Annotated in this window: 18 protein-coding genes; 12 read left to right on the top strand and 6 right to left on the bottom strand. The window is 64.1% G+C overall.

The features are described from left to right. Positions 1 to 14: 14 nt before the first annotated feature. The gene (locus FJ434_RS25135) at positions 15 to 2,012 is read right to left on the bottom strand and encodes an ABC transporter ATP-binding protein/permease (RefSeq protein ID WP_140751506.1); all 1,998 of its coding nucleotides are present in this window, start codon (positions 2,010 to 2,012) and stop codon (positions 15 to 17) included. A 174-nt stretch (positions 2,013 to 2,186) separates the two neighbouring features. Between FJ434_RS25135 and FJ434_RS25130 the strand changes: the two genes are divergently transcribed. Together FJ434_RS25130 and htpG are read left to right on the top strand one after the other, a co-directional pair. Further along, entirely contained in the window at positions 2,187 to 3,071 is an 885-nt protein-coding gene (locus tag FJ434_RS25130; RefSeq protein ID WP_140713885.1) for a hypothetical protein, read from the top strand. Positions 3,072 to 3,285: 214 nt separating this feature from the next. Next, the gene (htpG, locus tag FJ434_RS25125) at positions 3,286 to 5,178 is read left to right on the top strand and encodes a molecular chaperone HtpG (RefSeq protein WP_140751456.1); all 1,893 of its coding nucleotides are present in this window, start codon (positions 3,286 to 3,288) and stop codon (positions 5,176 to 5,178) included. 99 nt (positions 5,179 to 5,277) lie between these two features. Here the strand turns inward: htpG and FJ434_RS25120 are convergent, their stop codons facing one another. Continuing rightward, positions 5,278 to 5,979, bottom strand: coding sequence for an alpha/beta hydrolase (locus FJ434_RS25120; RefSeq protein WP_140751458.1), 702 nt, complete (start codon positions 5,977 to 5,979; stop codon positions 5,278 to 5,280). A 186-nt stretch (positions 5,980 to 6,165) separates the two neighbouring features. Between FJ434_RS25120 and FJ434_RS25115 the strand changes: the two genes are divergently transcribed. The 5 genes from FJ434_RS25115 (at position 6,166) to FJ434_RS25095 (ending at position 11,956) form a co-directional block, all read left to right on the top strand. Beyond that, positions 6,166 to 7,716, top strand: a complete 1,551-nt coding sequence (locus FJ434_RS25115) for a winged helix-turn-helix domain-containing protein (RefSeq protein WP_140751460.1) — start codon at positions 6,166 to 6,168, stop codon at positions 7,714 to 7,716. Positions 7,717 to 7,918: 202 nt separating this feature from the next. Further along, positions 7,919 to 8,797: an ABC transporter permease gene (locus FJ434_RS25110; RefSeq protein WP_140751462.1), complete on the top strand. Its 879-nt coding sequence runs from the start codon at positions 7,919 to 7,921 to the stop codon at positions 8,795 to 8,797. Positions 8,798 to 8,827: 30 nt separating this feature from the next. Next, a complete protein-coding gene (locus FJ434_RS25105; RefSeq protein WP_140508613.1) occupies positions 8,828 to 9,670 on the top strand; it encodes an ABC transporter permease in 843 nt (280 codons plus the stop codon). Beyond that, the gene (locus FJ434_RS25100; protein WP_140751464.1) at positions 9,667 to 10,809 is read left to right on the top strand and encodes an ABC transporter substrate-binding protein; all 1,143 of its coding nucleotides are present in this window, start codon (positions 9,667 to 9,669) and stop codon (positions 10,807 to 10,809) included. The genes FJ434_RS25105 and FJ434_RS25100 overlap by 4 nt, the downstream gene beginning before the upstream one ends. Further along, the gene (locus FJ434_RS25095; RefSeq protein ID WP_140751466.1) at positions 10,802 to 11,956 is read left to right on the top strand and encodes an ABC transporter ATP-binding protein; all 1,155 of its coding nucleotides are present in this window, start codon (positions 10,802 to 10,804) and stop codon (positions 11,954 to 11,956) included. Before FJ434_RS25100 ends, FJ434_RS25095 begins: the two co-directional genes overlap by 8 nt. Here FJ434_RS25095 and FJ434_RS25090 read toward each other — a convergent pair. After that, positions 11,859 to 12,956 (bottom strand): GlxA family transcriptional regulator, encoded by a 1,098-nt coding sequence (locus FJ434_RS25090; protein WP_246678371.1) that lies wholly within the window; start codon positions 12,954 to 12,956, stop codon positions 11,859 to 11,861. The genes FJ434_RS25095 and FJ434_RS25090 overlap by 98 nt on opposite strands. A 499-nt stretch (positions 12,957 to 13,455) precedes the next feature. Between FJ434_RS25090 and FJ434_RS25085 the strand changes: the two genes are divergently transcribed. Next, a complete protein-coding gene (locus tag FJ434_RS25085; RefSeq protein WP_140751468.1) occupies positions 13,456 to 14,160 on the top strand; it encodes a hypothetical protein in 705 nt (234 codons plus the stop codon). Between the two features lie 64 nt (positions 14,161 to 14,224). On the opposite strand, the gene FJ434_RS25080 is transcribed toward FJ434_RS25085, so the two are convergent. Further along, entirely contained in the window at positions 14,225 to 14,590 is a 366-nt protein-coding gene (locus FJ434_RS25080; RefSeq protein WP_140751470.1) for a hypothetical protein, read from the bottom strand. A 217-nt stretch (positions 14,591 to 14,807) separates the two neighbouring features. Between FJ434_RS25080 and FJ434_RS25075 the strand changes: the two genes are divergently transcribed. After that, a complete protein-coding gene (locus FJ434_RS25075; protein WP_140713903.1) occupies positions 14,808 to 15,248 on the top strand; it encodes a hypothetical protein in 441 nt (146 codons plus the stop codon). 74 nt (positions 15,249 to 15,322) lie between these two features. Continuing rightward, positions 15,323 to 15,760 carry a nuclear transport factor 2 family protein gene (locus FJ434_RS25070; protein WP_140751472.1) on the top strand — a complete coding sequence of 146 codons (438 nt, stop codon included), beginning with the start codon at positions 15,323 to 15,325 and terminating at the stop codon, positions 15,758 to 15,760. Between the two features lie 32 nt (positions 15,761 to 15,792). Here FJ434_RS25070 and FJ434_RS25065 read toward each other — a convergent pair whose 3' ends face one another. Next, complete coding sequence (locus tag FJ434_RS25065; protein ID WP_140751474.1) at positions 15,793 to 17,415, bottom strand: ABC-F family ATP-binding cassette domain-containing protein; 1,623 nt, start codon at positions 17,413 to 17,415, stop codon at positions 15,793 to 15,795. A gap of 273 nt (positions 17,416 to 17,688) precedes the next feature. On the opposite strand from FJ434_RS25065, the gene FJ434_RS25060 reads away from it, so the two are divergent. Together FJ434_RS25060 and FJ434_RS25055 are read left to right on the top strand one after the other, a co-directional pair. Next, a complete protein-coding gene (locus FJ434_RS25060) occupies positions 17,689 to 18,003 on the top strand; it encodes an EthD family reductase (RefSeq protein ID WP_140751476.1) in 315 nt (104 codons plus the stop codon). Positions 18,004 to 18,134: 131 nt separating this feature from the next. Then, the gene (locus tag FJ434_RS25055; RefSeq protein ID WP_181166068.1) at positions 18,135 to 18,446 is read left to right on the top strand and encodes a hypothetical protein; all 312 of its coding nucleotides are present in this window, start codon (positions 18,135 to 18,137) and stop codon (positions 18,444 to 18,446) included. A 96-nt stretch (positions 18,447 to 18,542) separates the two neighbouring features. Here FJ434_RS25055 and FJ434_RS25050 read toward each other — a convergent pair whose 3' ends face one another. Beyond that, positions 18,543 to 19,667, bottom strand: coding sequence for a transporter substrate-binding domain-containing protein (locus tag FJ434_RS25050; RefSeq protein ID WP_246678372.1), 1,125 nt, complete (start codon positions 19,665 to 19,667; stop codon positions 18,543 to 18,545). Between the last annotated feature and the right edge of the window lie 336 nt (positions 19,668 to 20,003).

The following is a 20,003-nucleotide window of genomic DNA, read 5'->3' as shown; positions in this document are numbered from 1 at the left end:
TCGCCTGACGGCCATCAAGTCTTTTTACGGGTGGCGCCGCGCTTGTCGGAACCCCACAAGGCGCGGCCGAGCAAGCCCCTGCGCCGGCGCGGGACAAGATCGATATCGCTGACGAGCTTGGCGCCGCCTTTGCGCCGCTCGAGCGTGATCTTGCGGCTGTGGAACGCCTCCAGTTCGGCCCGGTGCGCCACGCTCAAGATGGTCACATTGGGCAATTCCTGGATGATGGTCTCCATCATCCTGTCCTGGCTCTTCTCGTCGAGTGCCGCCGTTGCCTCATCCAGCACGATGATGTCGGGCGCGTGCAGGAGGAGCCGCGCGAAAGCCAGCCGCTGCTTCTCGCCGCCCGACAGGGTCTGGTCCCATGGCGCCTCTTCGTCGATCCGGTCGCCGAGATAAGCGAGCCCCACCTTGTCGAGGGCGGCCCTAATCTGTGGAACCGTCCAGTCATCGGCGGCACCTGGATAGGCGGCCGCCCGGCGCAGCGTGCCCGAGGGAATGTAGGGGCGCTGCGGCAGCATGAACAAGCGCTTGCCGGGGTGGAAATCGACGCTGCCGCCACCCCACGGCCACAGCCCCGCTATCGCCCGCACCAGCGTGCTCTTGCCCGTACCGGATTCGCCGGCCACCAGCAGCCGCTCGCCCGGTTGGATCACGACCTCGGTTTCCTTGACCACGGCGGTGCCGTCATCGAGCGACACGGAGAGATTGTTGAGGCTGAGCATAGTATCGTCCTTGGTCTGGCCGCGAGTGATGCGCCCGAGCGCGTCGCTCTCTTCCGCGCGCTCGAGCCCGTCGAGCGACATCATCAGCGAGGCAATGCGCCGTGCCGAGGCGTTCCAGTCGGCGAGACGCGGGTAGTTGTCGACCAGCCATCCGAACGCGCCCTGCACGATTGCAAAGGCCGATGCCGCCTGCATGACCTGCCCGAGCGACATCGAGCCCTCGAGGAATTTTGGCGCGCACAAAAGCACCGGCACCACGGGCGCGAACAGGCTCGATCCCTGCGAGACTAGCGCCGTGCGCATGTGCTGGCCCGCAAGCATCGCCCACCGCTTCAGCACGCCGGCGAAGGTCCTGTCGATGCCGCTGCGTTCCTCCTGCTCGCCGCCGAGCAGGGCGATGCTCTCGCCGTTTTCGCGCACACGCATCAGCGTGTAGCGAAATTCCGCTTCCGCCTGGTTCTTCTGCTCGGAGAGTTCGACGAAATGCCGGCCGATGACCACCATCGAGGTAGAAGTGATGGCCGCATAGATGACCGCGGTGACGACGAGGAAGCCTGGAATGGTGATGTTGGCTCCGCCGATCGGCAGCGTCAGCGCGCCGCCGATCGTCCACAGCACGACGATGAAGGTCGAGGCCGCCAGGAAGGCGTTGAGCACGCCGGAGACGAAATCGACGGGCGATTCGGTGGCGATCCGCAGATCGTCGGCGATGCGGGCCTCCGGGTTCTGGTGATCGCCGCTGACGAGATTGAGCTGGTAGTAGCGGCCATTGGTGAGCCAGCGGCCGATGACCGATGTGGTGAGCCAGGAGCGCCAGCGGCGCTGGATGGTCATGCGCAGATAAACCTGCGTGACGACGAGGCTGACGCTTCCAAGCACCAGCGGCACGAACACGGCGCTCAGGAAATAGACGGTCGGTGCATTGCGCTGTTCGATGGCGTCGAAGATCGAGCGGTTCCAGACATTGATCCCGTACTGGAAGCCGACATTGACGCAGATCATAATCAGGAGTCCGATCGTGAATGGCCAGGCGAGCTTGTCGCCGCGCCGGCTCCAATAACCGCGCGCGCTGATCCAGAAACGCTTCAGCAGATATTTCTTGCGCGCCTGCTCGGCCTGTTCGGGACTCAGTTGCGGATCGGGTTCCCCCGCCGCTGGCGGCGGTGCGGCCTCGCCCACGACCTCGGAGGCGGCCTCGACATCGGGTGCCTTCTCCCGGCGGGGCTTGCTGGCACCGTTTGGCTTGGCGCCGCCGGCCGGCTTCGGTTTGGGTTTGATGTCTGCCACAACGGCCATAACGGCGTGGAAATCGGAAGGTTTCATTGTCCTTCTCCATATGACGGCCTCCCACCGTGGGAAGGCTGTCCTGGTGCTCCGATATCTGCAACGCCTCGCCAGACTTCACCGCCGCACAATCGCCACCAAGCCACGCGAAGAGCTTGTAAAAACGGAGGTTCCACGATGCGTCTGGTCTGGACTTTGGTGTTCGCGCTGGCGAGCGGTGCGGCCTGTGCCGCTTCGCCGGAGGACGACTACATCGCCGCGCGCGACAAGGCGATATCAGCCATCGCCGCGATGGAAAGCGCGAACGCTCCCGTCGAGACACTCGATGCTGCCAGTGAAAAGGCCCGCGCCGATCTCGAGCAGCGCCTTTCGGCGCTTCTCGGACCTTTCACGGTCAAGGGTTTTCCGGCGGCCGGCACGATCAACATCGAAAGCCTCAGTTCCTCCGATGTCGGCTTTGGCATGCTGGACGGGCTGCGCCACGGCACTGAGGACGGCCCTAGCATCGTGGTATCGACGCGCGGGCTGGTCGAGCGCTGGCTCCAATCGCGCGCCGCCGAGACGGACGCCGATCTCAAACTGCCCACCAGCTTCGACGCGGCGCTGAAGCTCGATGCCTTCTACACCCAGGCCATCGGCAGCGACGCCGCTTTCACAGGCACGCTCGACTTCACCCTGAAGACGCCCGATGGCGCCGACATGGCGATTGCCCGCCTCGGCGGCTGGGCACAGGATGTCGGGCCGAACTACGACCAGGAGGTCGTCGTCACGCTCGTTAGGGGCAACAGCGTCATGATCGCCGAGGCGCCCGCGACGCCCCCCGTCCCGAAGATCGCGGCCTGCGACGCGGTCTGGACCGCCGCCGACGCCGCCGCCCAGAAACTGGTCAAGCAAGCCACCGGCGACGGCGACGACAATACATCCGATGCCGCCGACGCCGCCTGGGCAAAAGGCGACAGCGACTTCCGCGCTTGCATGGCCAAGAACCTGCCCGACAACCCCGTCTTCCCCGCGCTGCTTGCCCAGGCGCAGACGCTTGCCGACCACATGGCGGGCAAGTAGGGCGCGGAAGCTGCCAATCTCCCCCACGGGGGGAGATCGGCTATTTCGCTGTCAGCGCCGTTTCCGCTCCCTTGCGGCCCCCGCACCCCATGACGATATTGTCGGCGCGCTGGCCTTGCTGAACGCGGTTGCCAGCACGGTTGAAAATGGTTGAAAGGAAGTCCTGAACGCGCCATGGCGCGGCGGGCGGATGAACAGCGTGGGAAACTCGGCAATGACGACAGACACAAAAGCGACGGAAACCAAGGCATTCGAGGCGGATGTTTCGCGGCTGCTGCACATGATGGTGCACTCGGTCTATTCCGATAAGGACGTCTTCCTGCGTGAACTGATTTCCAACGCCGCTGACGCCTGCGAGAAGCTGCGCTTCGAGGCCGTCAGCCATCCGGAGTTGCTGGCCGACGATCCGAAACCCCGCATCTCGATATCGGCCGACGCCGACAGCAAGCTGATCACCGTCGAGGACAACGGCATCGGCATGAGCCGCGACGACATGACGGAGGCGCTGGGCACGATCGCGCGCTCGGGCACGCGCGCCTTCATCGAGCGCGTCGATGCGGGCAATGCCAGCGAAGACACGCAGCTCATCGGCCAGTTCGGCGTCGGCTTCTACTCCGCCTTCATGGTGGCGACCCGCGTCGATGTCATCAGCCGCCTGGCGGGGAGCGCCGAGGCCTGGCGCTGGTCGTCCGATGGCAAGGGTTCCTACGAGATCGCGCCCGCCCCGCTCGAAGCGGCACCCAAACGCGGCACCCGCGTCGTGCTGCATCTGATGGACGATGCTGTGTCCTACACCGGATCCTACCGGCTCGAGCAACTGGCGAAATCGCAGTCGGGCCACGTGCCGGTGCCGATCACGCTCACCGAGAAACCCGGCGCCGAGGCGCGCGACATTGCCGATGGCACGGCCCTTTGGGTCAGGCCGAAAAGCGAGATCAAGCCCGAGGAATACACCGATTTCTACCGCGGCCTCTCCGGCCAGTATGACGAGCCGGCCGCCACCATCCATTTCCGCGCCGAAGGCCGGCAGGAATACAGCGTACTGGCCTTCGTGCCCGGCTCGCGTCCCTTCGATCTCTTCGACCAGGACCGCAAGGGCCGTATGAAACTCTATGTGCGCCGCGTCTTCATCACCGACGAGGCCGATTTGTTGCCGCGCTACCTGCGCTTCATGCGCGGGCTGGTCGATTCCGCCGACCTGCCGCTCAACGTCTCGCGCGAGATGATCCAGGAAAGCCCGCTGCTGGCCGCGATCCGCAAGGGCCTGACCAACCGCGTGCTCGGCGATCTCGCCAAGCTGGCGGAGAACGAGGCCGAGGCTTATGCCAAAATCTGGGAGAATTTCGGCGTCGTCCTCAAGGAAGGGCTCTACGAGGACCATGAGCGGCGCGAGCAGCTCTTGAAGCTCGCCCGCTTCCGTTCGACCACCTCGGGCGAAAATTGGCGCGGCCTTGCCGATTATGTCTCGGCGATGAAGGAAGGCCAGAAGGCGATTTTCTTCATGGCCGGCGACGACCGTGCGCGGCTCGAAGCCTCGCCGCAGCTCGAAGGTTTTAGGGCACGCGGCATAGAGGTGCTGCTGCTCACCGACCCCGTCGACAGTTTCTGGACGTCGATGGCGCCGGAGTTCGACGGCAAGCCGTTCAAGTCGGTGACGCAGGGCGGGGCGGAGCTCTCCGACATCTCCTTGCTCGATGATGCGAAGAAGCCGGACAGGGCGGCGACGCCCGAAGTCGATGGCTTCCTGGCCTTCGTCAAGGCGGCGCTTGGCGATGCCGTGTCGGATGTGAAGCCTTCCGACCGCCTGACCGAAAGCGCGGTGTGCCTCGTGGCGCCCGAACATGGTCCGGACAGGCAGTTCGAGCGGCTGCTCAACGCCGCCGGCCGCCTCGACAAGACGGCCAAACCGATCCTCGAAATCAACCCCCGCCACGAGCGCGTCCTGGCGCTCGCCGGCCTCGGCGACGACGAACAGGCCTTCAAGGACGATGCCGCCCACCTTCTCTATGACGAGGCGCGCGTGCTCGACGGCGACAAGCCTGCCGACGCCAGGGCGTTTTCCGAGCGCCTTGCCCGGCTGATCGCGCGCGGCATGCCGAAGGGCTGAGGCCAGTCGGCGCCTCGGCCGGAACAGGCAAAGACCTGGGCGCCGCCGGACGCCCAGGCCTTTTTGGGAGGCCAGGCCTTTTGTTGGAGGGAGGCCGGTTCAGTTCCCGCCGACGCTGGCGGCTGCGTCCTTGATCAGCTTGGCGACGGATGCGGGATCGGAAACGTAGACCGCGTGGCTGCCGGGCACTTCCACCGTCGTCGCGCCGGCCCGATTTGCCATCTGGCGCTGTGCCGGCGGCGGGATCATATGGTCGTCGGTAGCGACGAGATACCAGCTCGGCTTCACCCTCCAGGCCGGCTTGGCGACCTTGCCTTCGAGTGCGGCCACGGCCCACGGCACCTGCGAGTCCGCCATGAAGGAGGCGAGCGAAGGACGGACGTCGGCGGCGAACGAGGCGGCGAACTTGGCCTTGTCGAGCATCAGGAAGCCGTCGACAGGCGGCAGGATCGGCGGCACCGCGGCGCCGGGAGGCGGGTTGGCGATGAGGGTCGAGACCGACTCGCCGGCATCGGCGGCGAAGGCCGCGATGTAGACGACGGCTGAAACCTTCGGATCGGTGCCGGCTTCCGACACCACGACGCCGCCATAGGAGTGGCCGACCAGGATGACGTTGCCGGGAGCGGCGGCGATGGCGCGCTTGGTGAAAGCGACGTCGTCGGCGAGCGAGGTGGTCGGGTTCTGGACGATGGTGACGTCGTAGCCGTCCTCCTTGAGCTGGTTATGGACCCCTTCCCAGCCGGAGCCGTCGACAAAGCCGCCATGGACGAGGACGACCGAATTTGCCGCGGTGTTGGACATTTGAGTTCTCCTTTTCAAATCGTTGTTTGCGTTGGTTGCAGGAGGACTATGCGTCGGGTCCGCCGCGCTCGCTTTGAGGTGACCTTCAGGACCTCTTGATTTTGTCTTGAGAGGGCTTTGATTTTGCGCCCACGACACGTCTACAGTGTCCAGGTCAGCGTTTCCGCCCCATCTGGAGCCAGCAATTTGCCGTATCTTTTCGAGGATTTCGCTCTGGACGGCGACCGGCGCGAACTACGCAGGGGCAACGAGCTGGTCCCGGTCGAGCCGCAGGTGTTCGACCTCCTGCAATATCTGATCCGCAATCGCGAGCGGGTCGTCAGCAAGGACGATCTGGTCGATGCGGTCTGGCAGGGACGCATCGTCTCCGACGCCACGCTTGCCAGCCGTGTCAATGCCGCCCGCGGCGCCCTTCAGGACAATGGCGAGCAGCAGCGCCTCGTCCGTACCATCCTGCGCCGGGGCTTTCGTTTCGTCGGCACCGTACGCGAGGAAGCCGGCGCCGAGGCGGCAGCGCCGGTGGGAACACCCAAGCCTGGCCTCGGCATTCCCGCCCGCCCCTCCATCGCCGTTCTGCCTTTCGTGAACATGAGCGGCGACGCGGATCAGGACTATTTTGCCGACGGCATGGCCGAGGACATCGTCACCGGCCTGTCGCGCATCCGCTGGCTGTTCGTCATCGCGCGGAATTCGAGCTTCACCTACAAGGGCCGCGCCGTCGACGTGAAGCAGGTCGGGCGCGAACTCGGCGTGCGCTATGTGCTGGAAGGCTCGGTCCGCAAGGTCGGCAGCCGCGTGCGCATCACAGGGCAGCTGATCGACGCTGAGGACGGCAGCCATCTGTGGGCCGAACGCTACGATCGCGAGTTGACCGACGTGTTCGCGCTGCAGGACGAGATCACCATCAGCGTGGTCGCGGCCATCGAGCCCAATTTGCGCCGGGCCGAGATCGAACGTGTCAAGCGCCAGCGGCCCGACAGTCTCGACGCTTACGACCTTTTTCTGCGCGCTCTGCCCGATGTCTACACCTTCATGCCCCAAGGCGCGGCCAAGGGACTGCCTCTGCTCGACCAGGCATTGGCCATCGAGCCGAGTTATGGGCTCGCCCATGGCTTTGCCGCCTGGGCGCATCAAACCCTTTTCATCCGAGGCGGCATGCTGGCGGAGCATCGCCAGAAGGCGTCGCACCATGCCCATGCGGCGATCGAGCACGGCTCGGGCGACGCGATGGCGCTGGCCTTGGCCGGCTTCACAATCGGTCTGGTCGAGCATGACCGCGGGCTGGCCAACGAGATGTTCGCGCAGGCCCTGTCGCTCAGCGCCTCCTGTGCCTTCGTCTACACTTTTGGCTGCGTGCCGGTGGCCTATGGCGGCCATGCGGCGCGCGCCATCGACTGGTGCGAGCAGGCGATGCGGCTCTCCCCGCTCGACGCCATGAGCTGCGTGCCGCAAGGCATCATCGGCTTCGGCAATTTTCTGTCCGGCCGGCACGAACAGGCCATCGCGGCCGGCCGGCGGGCGGTGGAGCTGAACCCCGGTTTCAGCATCCTGCATGGCTGGCTGGCCGCGCCGCTGGCGAGGCTCGGACGGATCGAGGAGGCAAGAGCGTCGGCCGCACGGCTCATGGCGCTCGATCCGCATTTCACCATCGGCCGCTGGGCCACCGCCGTCGGAATCGCGCCTGGCATAATCGACGATGTCACCGACGCCCTGCGCGTCGCCGGCCTGCCGGCTTAGAAGACGGCTGCCGCCGGCAAACGCATCGGATAGATGCCCAGCCGCGGTATTGCGCTCGCCGATAATTATTCTGGTCCATCGGGCCGACACGCTGAAGTCCACTGGCTCAATCGCCGACTGTAGACATCGCGCCTCCAATCACCCAATCTTGGCACCGGGAACAAAACAGCGCTTCAAAGAAAGCGCGGACGTCCGGGTGCTCATGAAACGACGATGGACATTGTATGATCCACGGCTGGCCTGGATGCTCGTCGCACCGGTGCTCCTGCTGCTGATCCTTTTCCTGGTGCTGCCGATCGCCGTGATGGGCGCCTACACCTTCTTCACCTTCGTCACCGCCGGCGTGGAAACGAGCGCGTTGACGACCGCGAACTGGCATGAATTCCTCACCGACAGCTACTATCACGGCTTCCTTCTGAAGACCTTGAGAGTCGGGGCCATGACGGCGCTGCTTTGCGGCGTGCTCGGCTATTTTCCCGCCTATTTCATCTGGGCCACGACCTTCAAGCACAAATGGCTGCTGTTGCTTTTGCTGATCGTGCCGTTCTGGATCAGCTTCACCATCCGCACCTTCTCCTGGATCAACATCCTGGGCGAACAGGGCGTCATCAATGTCGCGCTGCTCAAAATGGGCATCGTCAACGAGCCGTTGCCGATGCTCTACAACGAGGGCGCGGTCATCCTGGGCATGCTGCATTTTCTGCTGCCCTACATGATCCTCAACGTCTATGTCAGCCTGGAGAGCATTGATCGCACGTTGATTTCTGCGGCCCGCTCGATGGGCTGCACGAGCGCGCAGGCGTTCCGAGAGGTCACGCTGCCGCTGTCGCTGCCAGGCCTTGCGGCGGGCCTGCTGCTCTGCTTCGTGCTGGCCGCCGGCAGCTATGTGACGCCGCAGCTTCTCGGCTCGGGCCGCGACGCGCTGTTCGGCAACCTGATCTACGACACCATCATGGGCGAGCTGAACTGGCCGATGGGCGCCACGCTTTCGATCGTGCTGTTCGTCGTGCTCGGCTTCTTCGCCGCCGTCTACACGCGCTACATGGGCATGTCGCAGATCGTCAAAGGGCTTGGCGGATGATTGGGCTTGGCGGATGATGGGGCTTGGCGGATGAGAGGAACACGGCGCAAGCAGGAAGGCAGATGGGCCTGGCGGCTGACCGGCTTCGTCACGGTCTGCGTCTACATCTTCATGTTCGCGCCGATCGTGGCGACGGTGATCCTGTCGTTCAACGCCTCGATGTTCGGCGGCTTCCCGATGACCGGCTTCAGCCTGCAATGGTACGGCAAGCTGATGGCCAACGAGGCGGTGCTGGCCGCCTTTCGCACGTCCTTGTGGATCGCCTTGGTCACCGCGATCGTCACCACCGCCGTCGGCGTCACCACGGCATTTGCCTTGGTGCGCTTCGATTTTCGCGGCAAGCAGGCGCTGAGCACGCTGGTGATCCTGCCGGCGCTGGTGCCCGAAACCATCCTCGGCGTCGGCCTGCTGGTGCTGATCAAGGCGGTCGACCAGCCGAGGACCATGCTGCTCCTGGTGCTCGGTCATATCCTGCTTGCCGTGCCCTATGTAGTGCTGATCGCGCAGGCGCGCATGATCGGCATCCGGCGCGTCTATGAGGAGGCGGCGCTGTCGCTCGGCGCCTCGCGGTTTTCGTCGTTCCGCGAGATCACGCTGCCGCTGCTCATTCCGGCCGTGGTGGGCGGCGCGCTGCTCGCCTTCACCATCTCGTTCGACAACACCTCGGCCAGCCTGTTCTGGCGGCCGGCCGGCGTCGAGACCATGCCCACCCAGATCCTTTCCATGCTCAAGATCTCGATCAGTCCGGAAATCAACGCACTCGGCACCGTGATGATCCTTGTGACCGTCGGCATCCCGCTGATTGGCGGCCTGATCCTGCAAAGCCTGACAAAACTGAGAAGACGTGGCGAACCAAAGGAGGAAACACAATGAAACTCACCACCACGAAGCGGCTGGAACGGCTGCACGACCGATACGCCAATGGCGACCTGAGCCGCCGCACTTTCCTGACACTGACCGCCGCCGCGGCGGCATCGGCGGGCCTTTCCATACCGTGGATGGGCCGGGCGCTCGCCGCGGTCCAGGAGGTTCGCTTCGACGGCTGGGGCGGCACGGTGCAGGACGCGATCGACAAGTTCGCCTTCCAGCCCTACACGACCAAGACCAAGATCAAGGTGGTCCAGGGCACGTTCGGCGACGAGGACGAGATCATCACCAAGATCAAGACCGCCAAGCCCGGCGACTACCAGGTCATCCATTCCTCGGGCGTCAACTACTACATCAAATATGTGAACGCCGGCCTGACCTCGGAGATCAACGAGGCCAACATTCCCAACGTGGCGAATGTGCTGCAGCCGATGATCGAGCCGTTCCGCAAGCTGACGCCAAAGCTTTCGGCCATACCCTACGACTATGGCACGACGGGTATCGCCTACAACACCAAGGTGATCTCGCCGGAGGAAGCCAAGGAAAAAGGCGCGGCCCTGCTTCTCGACAAGAAATATGCCGGCAAGGTCGGCGGCTATTCCGACATGACGACGCGCGTCTGGTATGCGGCGCTTGCCACCGGGCAGGATCCCAATAACCTCGAGGACATGGATGCCATCTGGGCCAAGGTGCGCGAGACGCGCGACCTCGCCAAGAAGTTCTGGAGCTCCGGCGCGGAGCTGATGGACCTGCTTTCCAAGGGCGAGATCGTGGTGACCGATGCGTGGTCGGGACGGGTCGCCGCGCTGCAGGACCAGGGCCATCCGATCGGCTATCTCGACCCGGCCGGCTCCTATGCCTGGATGGAGGACATGCTGATCCTCAAGGGCTCGCCCATGGCCGAGTGCGAGGAGCTGATCAACTTCATGCTCGACCCGGCGACCTCGATCGCGGTGGCCGAGGGCCAGAGCTATCCGCCGTCGCTCGACCCGAACAAGGTCAAGCTGACCGAGAAGATCGAGAAACTGCCGGCGTTCGACAAGACCGGCACGATGAAATCGCTGACCTTCGCCGATCCGACCTACTGGGCGAACAACGAGGACGCCTGGACCAAGCAGTGGAACAGGATCTCCAAAGGTGCCTGAAAGCCAGGGCACGACACTCCATCCCCGGCCTGTCCTGGCCGGGGCAGCCGGCGCGAGCGCGGCCGCGGAGGCGAACAGCCCGGCGGTCGAGTTCCGCGATATCGACATCGCCTACGGCAAGTTCGTCGCCGTGCGCGATTTCTCGCTCTCGATCCGCAAGGGCAGCTTCGTCACCTTGCTCGGGCCCTCGGGCTGCGGCAAGACCACGATCCTGCGCTCCATAGCCGGCCTGGTCGATATTTCCGGCGGCCAGATCATGATCGACGGGCGGCGGGTCGACGACGTCCCGATCTACAAGCGCAACATCGGGCTGGTCTTCCAGAGCTACGCGCTGTTCCCGCACAAGAACGTGTTCGACAACGTCGCCTTCGGCCTGAAGTACCGCAACGTGCCAAAGCCAGAGATCGCCCGCAGGGTCGGCAAGGCGCTCGAAATGGTGCGGCTGCCGGGCAGCGAGAAGAAGCTGCCGTCGCAGCTGTCGGGCGGGCAGCAGCAGCGCATCGCGCTTGCCCGCGCCATCGTCTTCGAGCCGCAGGTGCTGCTGCTGGACGAACCGCTATCGGCGCTGGACGCCAACATGCGCGAGGAGATGCGCGTCGAGATCAAGAAGATCCAGAAGGAAACGGGCATCACCGCCATCTTCGTCACGCACGACCAGGAAGAAGCGCTCTCCATGTCGGATCGCATCGTGGTGATGAACGCCGGCGCAGTGGAACAGATCGGCACTCCGGAGGAGGTCTATGAGACGCCGGCCACGGCCTTCGTCGCCGACTTCCTCGGCAAGGCCAACATGCTTGCCGGGACCGTGAGCAGGTCCGGCCAAGCGGTGGTGCTTGCCACCGGCCAGACCATCAACGTGGCTTGTCCAAGGCCGCTTGGCGACGGCAGCAAGGTCACCGTCGTGGTGCGGCCGCAGAAATTTTCGGTGGGTGCCGGAACGAGCGTCAACCGGCTCACTGGTCGTGTCGTCTCGGCCTCGTATCTGGGCGGCAGCGCAATCTACGAGATCGACATCGGCGGCAAGACCAGCCTCCGCGCCAACGCGCCGATCAATGGCCGCGTTCTTCGCGAAGGCGAGACGGCCGACCTCGGATTCGATCCCGAGGGCTGCGTTCTGCTCGACGAGGACGGCCAGCGGATTTCATAGGCGCCGCACGTAGCGGACTTCGTTGTATCGTCGCGCCGCCGGGCCTGCGGTTGGGATGCCTGAGATAGGTTGGCGTGGTGCCGGTCTGCTGGCGGAACACGCGGCTGAAATGGCCGGCATTGGTAAAGCCGCAGCGGTAGGCGACTTCGCCGATCTGCAGGTCGCTGCCTTCGAGCAGCGACTTCGCATGGTGCACTCGTAACGCGAGATATGCCGCCATCGGGCCGATGCCCAGTTCCAGCCCGAAGAGCCGTTCGAGCTGGCGCCGCGAGCAGTTCAGGCGGGTCGCGATCTCGGCGACCGACAGCGTCTCCTGGAGGTTGCTCTCCATCAACAGCAAAGCGCGCTTCACCGCCCGGCTCGACGCCTCCGGAAACAGGTCGCCGACGGGCTGCACATCCCTGCTGCTTCTGATCCGGTCGAGCACCAGGATCTTGGCGGCCTTTTCCGCCGCCTTCCGGCCGATGAACTCGGACACGAAATGGCCTGCAAGGTCGGCGGCACCCGTGCCGCCCGCGCATGTCGAGCGGCCACGGTCGACGGTAAACAGGCTGTCGGCATGGGCGTTGACCTCCGGGAACCGGCTGCGGAAATCCTTGATGTGGAACCAGCTGACGGCGGCGCTATAGCCATCGAGCAGGCCGTAGCGCGCCAGCACGAAGCTGCCCGTGCAGAGCGCCGTCAGCGGCACGCCCTTCCCTGCGGCCCGCAACAGGAAGGCCTCCTTTTCGGAACTCAGGCTGCGGTTGGTGTCGAGCAGGCCGCCGACCACGACGACATTATCGAAATCCTCGGGATTGCCGATCCCCCCGGTCGGCAGCAGTTCGACGCCGCAACTTGCCCGGATCGGCAGACCGCGTTCGCCGACGATCTCCCAGTCGAACTCTATCCTGCGGCTGCGATCGCCCTCATCGCCCGCCAGCCGCAGCGTGTCGATGAACAGCGACAGCGGCGACAGCGTGAAGTCGCGCACCAGGAGAAACGCAAACCGCCTAGCCATTGTTGTTCGGAACCGCCTTGTCTCAAGCTTATTCGCCAGCACAATATGCTGGAACACCGGACGATGTGTTTGCCAAAAGCGGCACCGGACTTCTTGCTTATCGACGGCGGCCCAGTCTAGGGCGCCCTCGCCCAACACATGCCATCACGGCCTCGAGGGTAATAGGATCGCCCGACGACTCGGACCAAGTGCAATTCCAACGGTCGATCAGGCGTCGATGGGACGAAGAGAGCTGTGGTCAGCGCGTCGGGAATTTCAATTTCGCAACGATCTGACCTGTCGTTGTGGGCAAGCGCTCCTTGCGAAATCCGTGACGCAATATTGGAACCACCCTGCGGTTCGTTGGACCACCTGTCCAGGGCCGCTTGCATGGTGGGTTGCCCAGATGAAGTCAATAGTCTCCGCCTGCGCATGCCTAGGGAACTGTTCGACCCTGATTTCGGTTGTCCGCTGTGCGAACTGTGCTTCCACGAAAGCACTCGATGAGCGAAAACGAAACATGGCGGACAAGAAGCGCGGCTCCATTCGGAAGATCCTGAGCGGCATCGCGGCGAAAATTGCCACCGCCCCTGATCGCACGGCCGAGCAAGGCACGGGCACCGCGTCAATGGTCGCCGAATGGCTGCTGCCGCCAGCGGCGACGCTTGGGTCTTCCTTGCGCCTGAAGGGGATCGAACGGGAAGTTCGGGCCCGCCTGCCGTGGACGGTGCGGAAATTTGCCAAGGCCGAGACGGGCCGCGTCGTCTTGCGTATGATGCGAACCGACGCGGATGCGTTCAAGACCGCCTCGGCAACCATCTCCAGGACGCTGGAGGGAATCGAGGCACTGCCCGTGCTTCCGCGAGAGGCAGAGGACATCCTCACCATCTCCTCCCGAGAGCGGCACAAATGGCTCAGGGATGGTCGCCTGAAAAGCATCGGCACGCGTACCGTGAAGATGCGCGGGCGATCCAAGGCTGTGACCTTCCACGTCTTCGATCCACGCCACATCGAGGACGTTCTCGATCGTGACCTGGCGACCGCCTGGCGGGAGGAGGATGCGCTGGAAGTGTCCGAGAACAGACGGCGTGGGGCCGGCAAGGCCGCACTGACACGAGCAGGCAAGCGGACGGACAACGCCCGCAAGACCAGAAATGCGGGAAAGGACGATGCGCCAAAGCTCGAAGGTTGGGACACATTCGAGGCGGACGGATTGCTACGTTAGAGCAACTCCCAGGAAAAGCGTGTAACGGTTTTTCGTCGAGGGTCGCATCCGCAACCGTTCCCGGCTATGGATATTTCGCCGGGGTTGGACTGGCAGGGCTCAAATCACCTTGCAATTCCTTCGGAAGGGGTAGGCTCGAACACTGCAGATGCACGTCGCGGGCGAGCAGCTTTCGTTGCTTCTGCTCGTGCTCCTTGGTCGCCGCTATGATCCCCAACCCGTAGGGGCCAAGTGCGACGAATTCCCAACCCGGGTGCTGTTTTTCGCGGACCGCGTAGTCCGAAGCCGCCGCCCGGGCTTGCTGGCATTGCGGCGTCGCCCATTTCTGGTCCTGCTGCGAAAGCGAGGCTCCATAGTCGACTGGAGACGTCGCGCATCCAGCCATTGTCGCGGCCAATGCGGACATTACAAGCCCCGTCGCAATTCTCATACCGAACCCCTTTGCCAACCGCCGTGGAGCGGACACCGACGTCTCCATCCCACAAGAAGACCGCCGCGACCAGAGAGCCTGGCCTCTTTTCGTGGCGGGCTTCCCGCCGCCAGATTCAGACCGCCGCTTGGAACCAATTATGAGCGAGACTGTTCAGTTGTAACTTTGATGCCACGCCGACCATTCTTGCCGACGGCCACCTTCAGGAGTTCCCATCATGACTATTTCGTCCGGATTTCGTTCAATCGCCGTAGCCGCGATCGCAACGGTAGGCGTCAGCCTTGCCAGCGCCGCGCATGCCGACAGCGGCACGATCCGCTTCTCCGTCTACAAGGCGGCTTTCTTCGTCGGCGGCTCCGGTGGCGAGGGCACGCTGACCTTCCATGGCCGGAAATATCCGATCTCGATCGGCGGCGTCTCGGGCGGCCTCGCCTTCGGCGTTTCCAAGACCTATTTCCAGGGCACCGTGCGCCACATCAGGCGCGCCCGGGACGTGGCTGGCGTATATGGCGCGGCCGGCGGCGGCGGCACGCTCGGCAGAGGCGCTCAGGTGATCGTGATGACCAACGACAAGGGCGCCCAACTCCAACTCACGGGCAGACAGGTGGGCCTGCAGGTGAACGCGGATCTCAGCGGCATGAGCATCTCGCTGAGGTAGGCGCCTCACCCCTCGGAGCGGTTCCCGGAGAAGTGTGAAGCGGTTTCCCGTCCCGTTCGGGGGAGAGGAAGACGATGATCGCCAAAGCCGAGGTCGCGAAATTCTTCGAGGCCTATGCGAAATTCTACAATGACGCGCTCTTGTCGGATGCCGGTTTGAAGGATGTCGCCGACATCTATTCGTCCGCTTTCATCTCAGTCACCCCTGGCGCGGTAATGGCCGGCGAAAACGGCAAGCAACTGATCGAAATCATGAAGAAGGGCTTCGAGGGCTACAGGGCGATGGGCGCCGGGAGGATGACGTGCAGGGATGTATCCGTGACGCCGATCGATCAGGACCACTGCGTGGCAAAGGTGCAATGGGCCGGGGAGTACCACAACAAGAGGGCGGCTCTCATTACTATTGATTTCGAGGTCAGCTATCTCCTCGAGAGGCGAGACGGGAAGCTGAAGGTGTTCGGCTGGATCAGCGGGGACGAGCAGGCCGAATTCAGGAAACACGGCCTGCTTTAGGTCTCGCTTCGGCGAACGGCGCCCCTACCCGCTCAGCTCCTCAGCCCTGGCGCTTCCTGTCCAGTGCGCTCGACATATTCCGAATAGCCGCCGCCATAGGTGTGGATGCCTTCGGGCGTCAATTCGAGCACGCGGTTCGACAGCGCTGCCAGGAAATGCCGGTCGTGCGAGACGAACAGCATCGTGCCTTCATATTGCGACAGCGCCTCGATCAGCATCTGCTTGGTGGTGATGTCGAGGTGGTTGGTCGGCTCGTCCAGCACCAGCAGGTTGGGCGGGTCGAACAGCATCAGCGCCATCACCAGCCGCGCCTTCTCGCCGCCTGACAGCACCCGGCATTTCTTCTCGATCTCGTCGCCGGAAAACCCGAAACAGCCGGCAAGTGCCCGAAGCGGCGCCTGGCCGGCCTGCGGGAAATTGTCTTCCAGCGTCTGGAACACGGTGCGCTCGCCTTCCAGGAGCTCCATGGCGTGCTGGGCGAAATAGCCCATTTTCACGCTCGGTCCCCGCGCCACCGTGCCTGTATCGGGATCGGAGGCGCCGGCCACCAGCTTCAACAGCGTCGACTTGCCGGCACCGTTGACGCCCATGATGCACCAACGCTCGCGGCGGCGGACCTGGAAGTCGAGCCCTTCATAGATGGTGCGGCTGCCATAGGCCTTGTGCACGTTCTTCAAGGTGACGACATCCTCGCCGCAACGCGGCGCCGGCTGGAACTCGAAATTCACCACCTGACGGCGCTTGGGCGGTTCGACACGGTCGATCTTGTCGAGCTTCTTCACCCGGCTCTGCACCTGGGCTGCGTGCGAGGCGCGCGCCTTGAAGCGCTCGATGAAGGCGATTTCCTTGGCCAGCATCGCCTGCTGGCGCTCGAACTGCGCCTGCTGCTGCTTGTCGGCGATCGCCCGCTGCTGCTGGTAGAATTCATAATTGCCGGAATAGGCGGTGAGCGATCCCGCATCGATCTCGACGATCTTGTTGACGATGCGGTTCATGAACTCGCGGTCGTGCGAAGTCATCAGCAGCGCGCCTTCATAGCCCCTCAGGAACTGCTCGAGCCAGATCAGGCTTTCCAGGTCGAGATGGTTCGACGGTTCGTCGAGCAGCATGGCGTCGGGGCGCATCAGCAGGATGCGGGCCAGCGCCACGCGCATCTTCCAGCCGCCCGACAGCTTGCCGACATCGCCGTCCATCATCTCCTGGCTGAAGCCGAGACCGTCCAGCACTTCGCGCGCGCGGCCGTCCAGCGCATAGCCGTCGAGCTCCTCGAAGCGGTGCTGCGCCTCGCCATATCGTTCGATGATCTCGTCCATCCGGTCGGCCTGGTCGGGATCGGCCATGGCCGCCTCGAGTTCCGCCATCTCGGCCGCCACGTCGCTGACCGGTCCGGCGCCGTTCATCACCTCGGCCACCGCGCTGTGACCCGCCATGTCGCCGACATCCTGGCTGAAATAGCCGATGGTGACGCCGCGGTCGACCTGCACCTGGCCCTCATCGGGCTGTTCCTGCCCGGTGATCATGCGAAACAGCGTCGTCTTGCCGGCACCGTTGGGTCCGACGAGGCCGATCTTCTCGCCCCTCTGCAGGGAGGCCGACGCCTCGATGAAGACAAGCTGACGGCCGTTCTGCTTGCCGATGTTTTCAAGTCTGATCATGATGTTCCGGGGGGTATCGATGCGGAATTGGAATTTTCCCGCGCCCTTACGCGAATGACGGTGCCGGGGGAAGAGGCAGAAGCGCCGCAGATGCCCGCGGGAGCGCGAGGCGCCGATCTCCTCAAGTCGGGAAATCGGCTGTCGCATATAGCCCCGCCCCCGGCGGCGCACATAAAAATCGACCGGCGGTCGAAATCCGCCAATGTCGAACGACTTCGGTTTGGCGGCCTGCACGGCTTGACCATCGACATCAACAGGACAGGAATACGGGCAATGGCCAAGATGCTTGTGATCTACAAAACCCCGGCCGATCCGGCCGCGTTCGACCGGCACTATTTCGATGTTCATATACCGCTCGCCAAGAAGCTTCCCGGCCTGCGGCGCTACGATGTCAGCAGGCGGCCCATCGTCAAACTCTCGGCGGGCGAGATGCCTTACCTTGTGGCGACACTGTATTTCGACAGCCTCGACGACATCCGCGCGGCGTTCGCCAGCGAAGTCGGCGTTGCCTGCGCCGCCGACCGGCGGATATTGGCCCCGGGCGACGACGATCTGACGATGCTGCTGTTCGACGCCGACGAAGTGTGAACCCGGCCTCCAGACACACTCCAGAAACAAGATTCAACATCCGGGAAAAACTGGCGAAAAGATCGTCTGCGATAACCATCCCCGTGGCAGCCGGGCAGCGGCCGCCAGACACGCCAAGGATAGTGCCTGCAATGCAACGACGTTCGACCGGATGGATGAGTGCCCTGACAGGCATTTCGCTCGCCATGCTTGCGGTCGTACAGTCCGACGCGGAGGCGGCGGTCACCCGGACCGAATATTGCAGCCGGCTCGGCCTTCAACTCGACGGGGCCATCCGGGCCAAGGCCAAACCGGGTGCCAGTGCGAGCCAGATCGCCGAGGTAACGGCACTGCAGGACAAGGCGAACCGGTTCTGCGCCGGGAGCAAGCAGGCGCAAGGCATCCGGATCTACGCCAACGCCCTGAAGCTCCTCGGGGTGACCCCGGTCGACCTCGATCAGTGACGACAGCCATCACCCGAAGACCCGTCCTGAAAGAGGGCGGCTTTTTCTTGCGCGCAATGCCGCGAGCTGTCCGTCCCCCGCTCTCATGCCGATAGCCTATTTCTCGCCCAGATACTGGAAGACCGCCTGTTTCCACCAGTCGCTTTCCATGGTTTGCAGCAGGGCGACATCAAGCGGCTTGCGAAGCCTACTGCCGAGCGGCAGGGCGATGGCATATTGCTGCTGGTCGAAGGTCGCGTCGAGGACCCGCAGGCTCGCGCCGTAGTTCTGTCCGACCAGCCAGCCAAGCAGCGGCTTGTCGTGGACCAGCGCATCGATCTTGCCGGCGCGCAGCGTGTCCAGGCCCTGCTGGACGGTGGCAAAGTCCTGATGGCGGATATGGGTGGAATCCAGGTAGGACGCGGTCGAGGAATTCTGCACGGCGCCGACCCGGACCGTGGTGAGGTCGCTTTCGCCCTGCACCATGCCTTCCATCTGCGTCACGGTCAGCACCGATGTGACGCCGGCGGTGAACACCGCGATGGCGATGATCGATCCCATCATCCACAGCGCGGCCAGCACACGTCCCGGCACGGTTCGCGGACCGAAATCGCCGGTGCTGGCCTGGGTCGCGGCAATCGTCGACCACCACATACTTGAAAACAGGCCCTTGGCGACGCCGCCGCCGAAATCCTCATTGTGGCGGCGTTCGAACATCCAGATCAGGATGCCGACCACGACCGAGATGACGATCAGCGCCAGCACGGCCTGCAGGAAGCCGAACGAGGTCAGCGCGTGCAAAATCGGCCGCCATGACGGCTGGCTGTTGAGCGGTGTAGCGATGCCGAGCCCGGTCGTGAAAAAGGGCTGCGTGAAGTCGACGGCCTTTTCGCGGTCTGCCGTGACCGTGATCGCGGCCATCGCCACGTCGAATTTGCCGCTGACGACGCCGTCGATCTGGTCCTGCACGCCAGGCACTTCGACATAGTGGAAGCGAAGGTTGAGCCGCCCGGCCATCTTCTGCCAGAGGTCGATGCTCAATCCCGACCAGGTGCCGTCCTGCAGCTTGAAGGCGAAGGGCGGCGCGGCCTTTACCCCGACCGATATGTCCTTCGACGACACGTCCGGCGGCAAAGGCAGCTCGGCAGGCGTTTGTGTCTGGCCGACGGCGGCGCCAGCCCCGACGCACGCGGCGACGGCAACGAGGATCAGCGCCATCGTCCACGAAGCAATTCTTCTCAACGGCAACAGCTCCCGGCGACCGATTGCGCCTCGCGATCTGGTCGCGGGCTCGAAAAAATAGCCGCCATGCCGGTCTTCGTCCACCCGCCATGGAGGAGGTGATGCACGGATGTCCGGCGAGATTGATGCGAAAACAATCGTTTGGCACAATTTCCCGATTCAGATGCTGAACGCCGTTACGCAATGCCGGGCGCCGCCCGAACTTGCCCGCGTCTCGCCGTCACCACGGCAGCCTCTTGCCATCGCGAAAAAAGCCGCCAGTCGGGCCGTCGTCGGGCAAGGTCGCGGCCCACACGATGCCCGCCGCCCCTTGCGCCACCGGGCGCCCGCCCGGCC

The sequence above is a fragment of the Mesorhizobium sp. B2-5-13 genome, from assembly GCF_006440535.1.
GTDB classification, from domain to species: Bacteria; Pseudomonadota; Alphaproteobacteria; order Rhizobiales; family Rhizobiaceae; genus Mesorhizobium; species Mesorhizobium salmacidum.
The sequence above is the reverse complement of the archived record's forward strand: the minus strand, read 5'-3'. Positions and strand labels throughout refer to the sequence as shown.

Bases quoted from the DNA above. Each gene is read 5' to 3' on its own strand.
- FJ434_RS25130 (WP_140713885.1), top strand. From the start codon at position 2,187: ATGCGTCTGGTCTGGACTTTGGTGTTCGCGCTGGCGAGCGGTGCGGCC.
- htpG (WP_140751456.1), top strand. From the start codon at position 3,286: ATGACGACAGACACAAAAGCGACGGAAACCAAGGCATTCGAGGCGGAT.
- FJ434_RS25120 (WP_140751458.1), bottom strand. From the start codon at position 5,979: ATGTCCAACACCGCGGCAAATTCGGTCGTCCTCGTCCATGGCGGCTTT.
- FJ434_RS25110 (WP_140751462.1), top strand. From the start codon at position 7,919: ATGAAACGACGATGGACATTGTATGATCCACGGCTGGCCTGGATGCTC.
- FJ434_RS25105 (WP_140508613.1), top strand. From the start codon at position 8,828: ATGAGAGGAACACGGCGCAAGCAGGAAGGCAGATGGGCCTGGCGGCTG.
- FJ434_RS25100 (WP_140751464.1), top strand. From the start codon at position 9,667: ATGAAACTCACCACCACGAAGCGGCTGGAACGGCTGCACGACCGATAC.
- FJ434_RS25090 (WP_246678371.1), bottom strand. From the start codon at position 12,956: ATGGCTAGGCGGTTTGCGTTTCTCCTGGTGCGCGACTTCACGCTGTCG.
- FJ434_RS25085 (WP_140751468.1), top strand. From the start codon at position 13,456: ATGGCGGACAAGAAGCGCGGCTCCATTCGGAAGATCCTGAGCGGCATC.
- FJ434_RS25080 (WP_140751470.1), bottom strand. From the start codon at position 14,590: ATGAGAATTGCGACGGGGCTTGTAATGTCCGCATTGGCCGCGACAATG.
- FJ434_RS25075 (WP_140713903.1), top strand. From the start codon at position 14,808: ATGACTATTTCGTCCGGATTTCGTTCAATCGCCGTAGCCGCGATCGCA.
- FJ434_RS25070 (WP_140751472.1), top strand. From the start codon at position 15,323: ATGATCGCCAAAGCCGAGGTCGCGAAATTCTTCGAGGCCTATGCGAAA.
- FJ434_RS25065 (WP_140751474.1), bottom strand. From the start codon at position 17,415: ATGATCAGACTTGAAAACATCGGCAAGCAGAACGGCCGTCAGCTTGTC.
- FJ434_RS25060 (WP_140751476.1), top strand. From the start codon at position 17,689: ATGGCCAAGATGCTTGTGATCTACAAAACCCCGGCCGATCCGGCCGCG.
- FJ434_RS25055 (WP_181166068.1), top strand. From the start codon at position 18,135: ATGCAACGACGTTCGACCGGATGGATGAGTGCCCTGACAGGCATTTCG.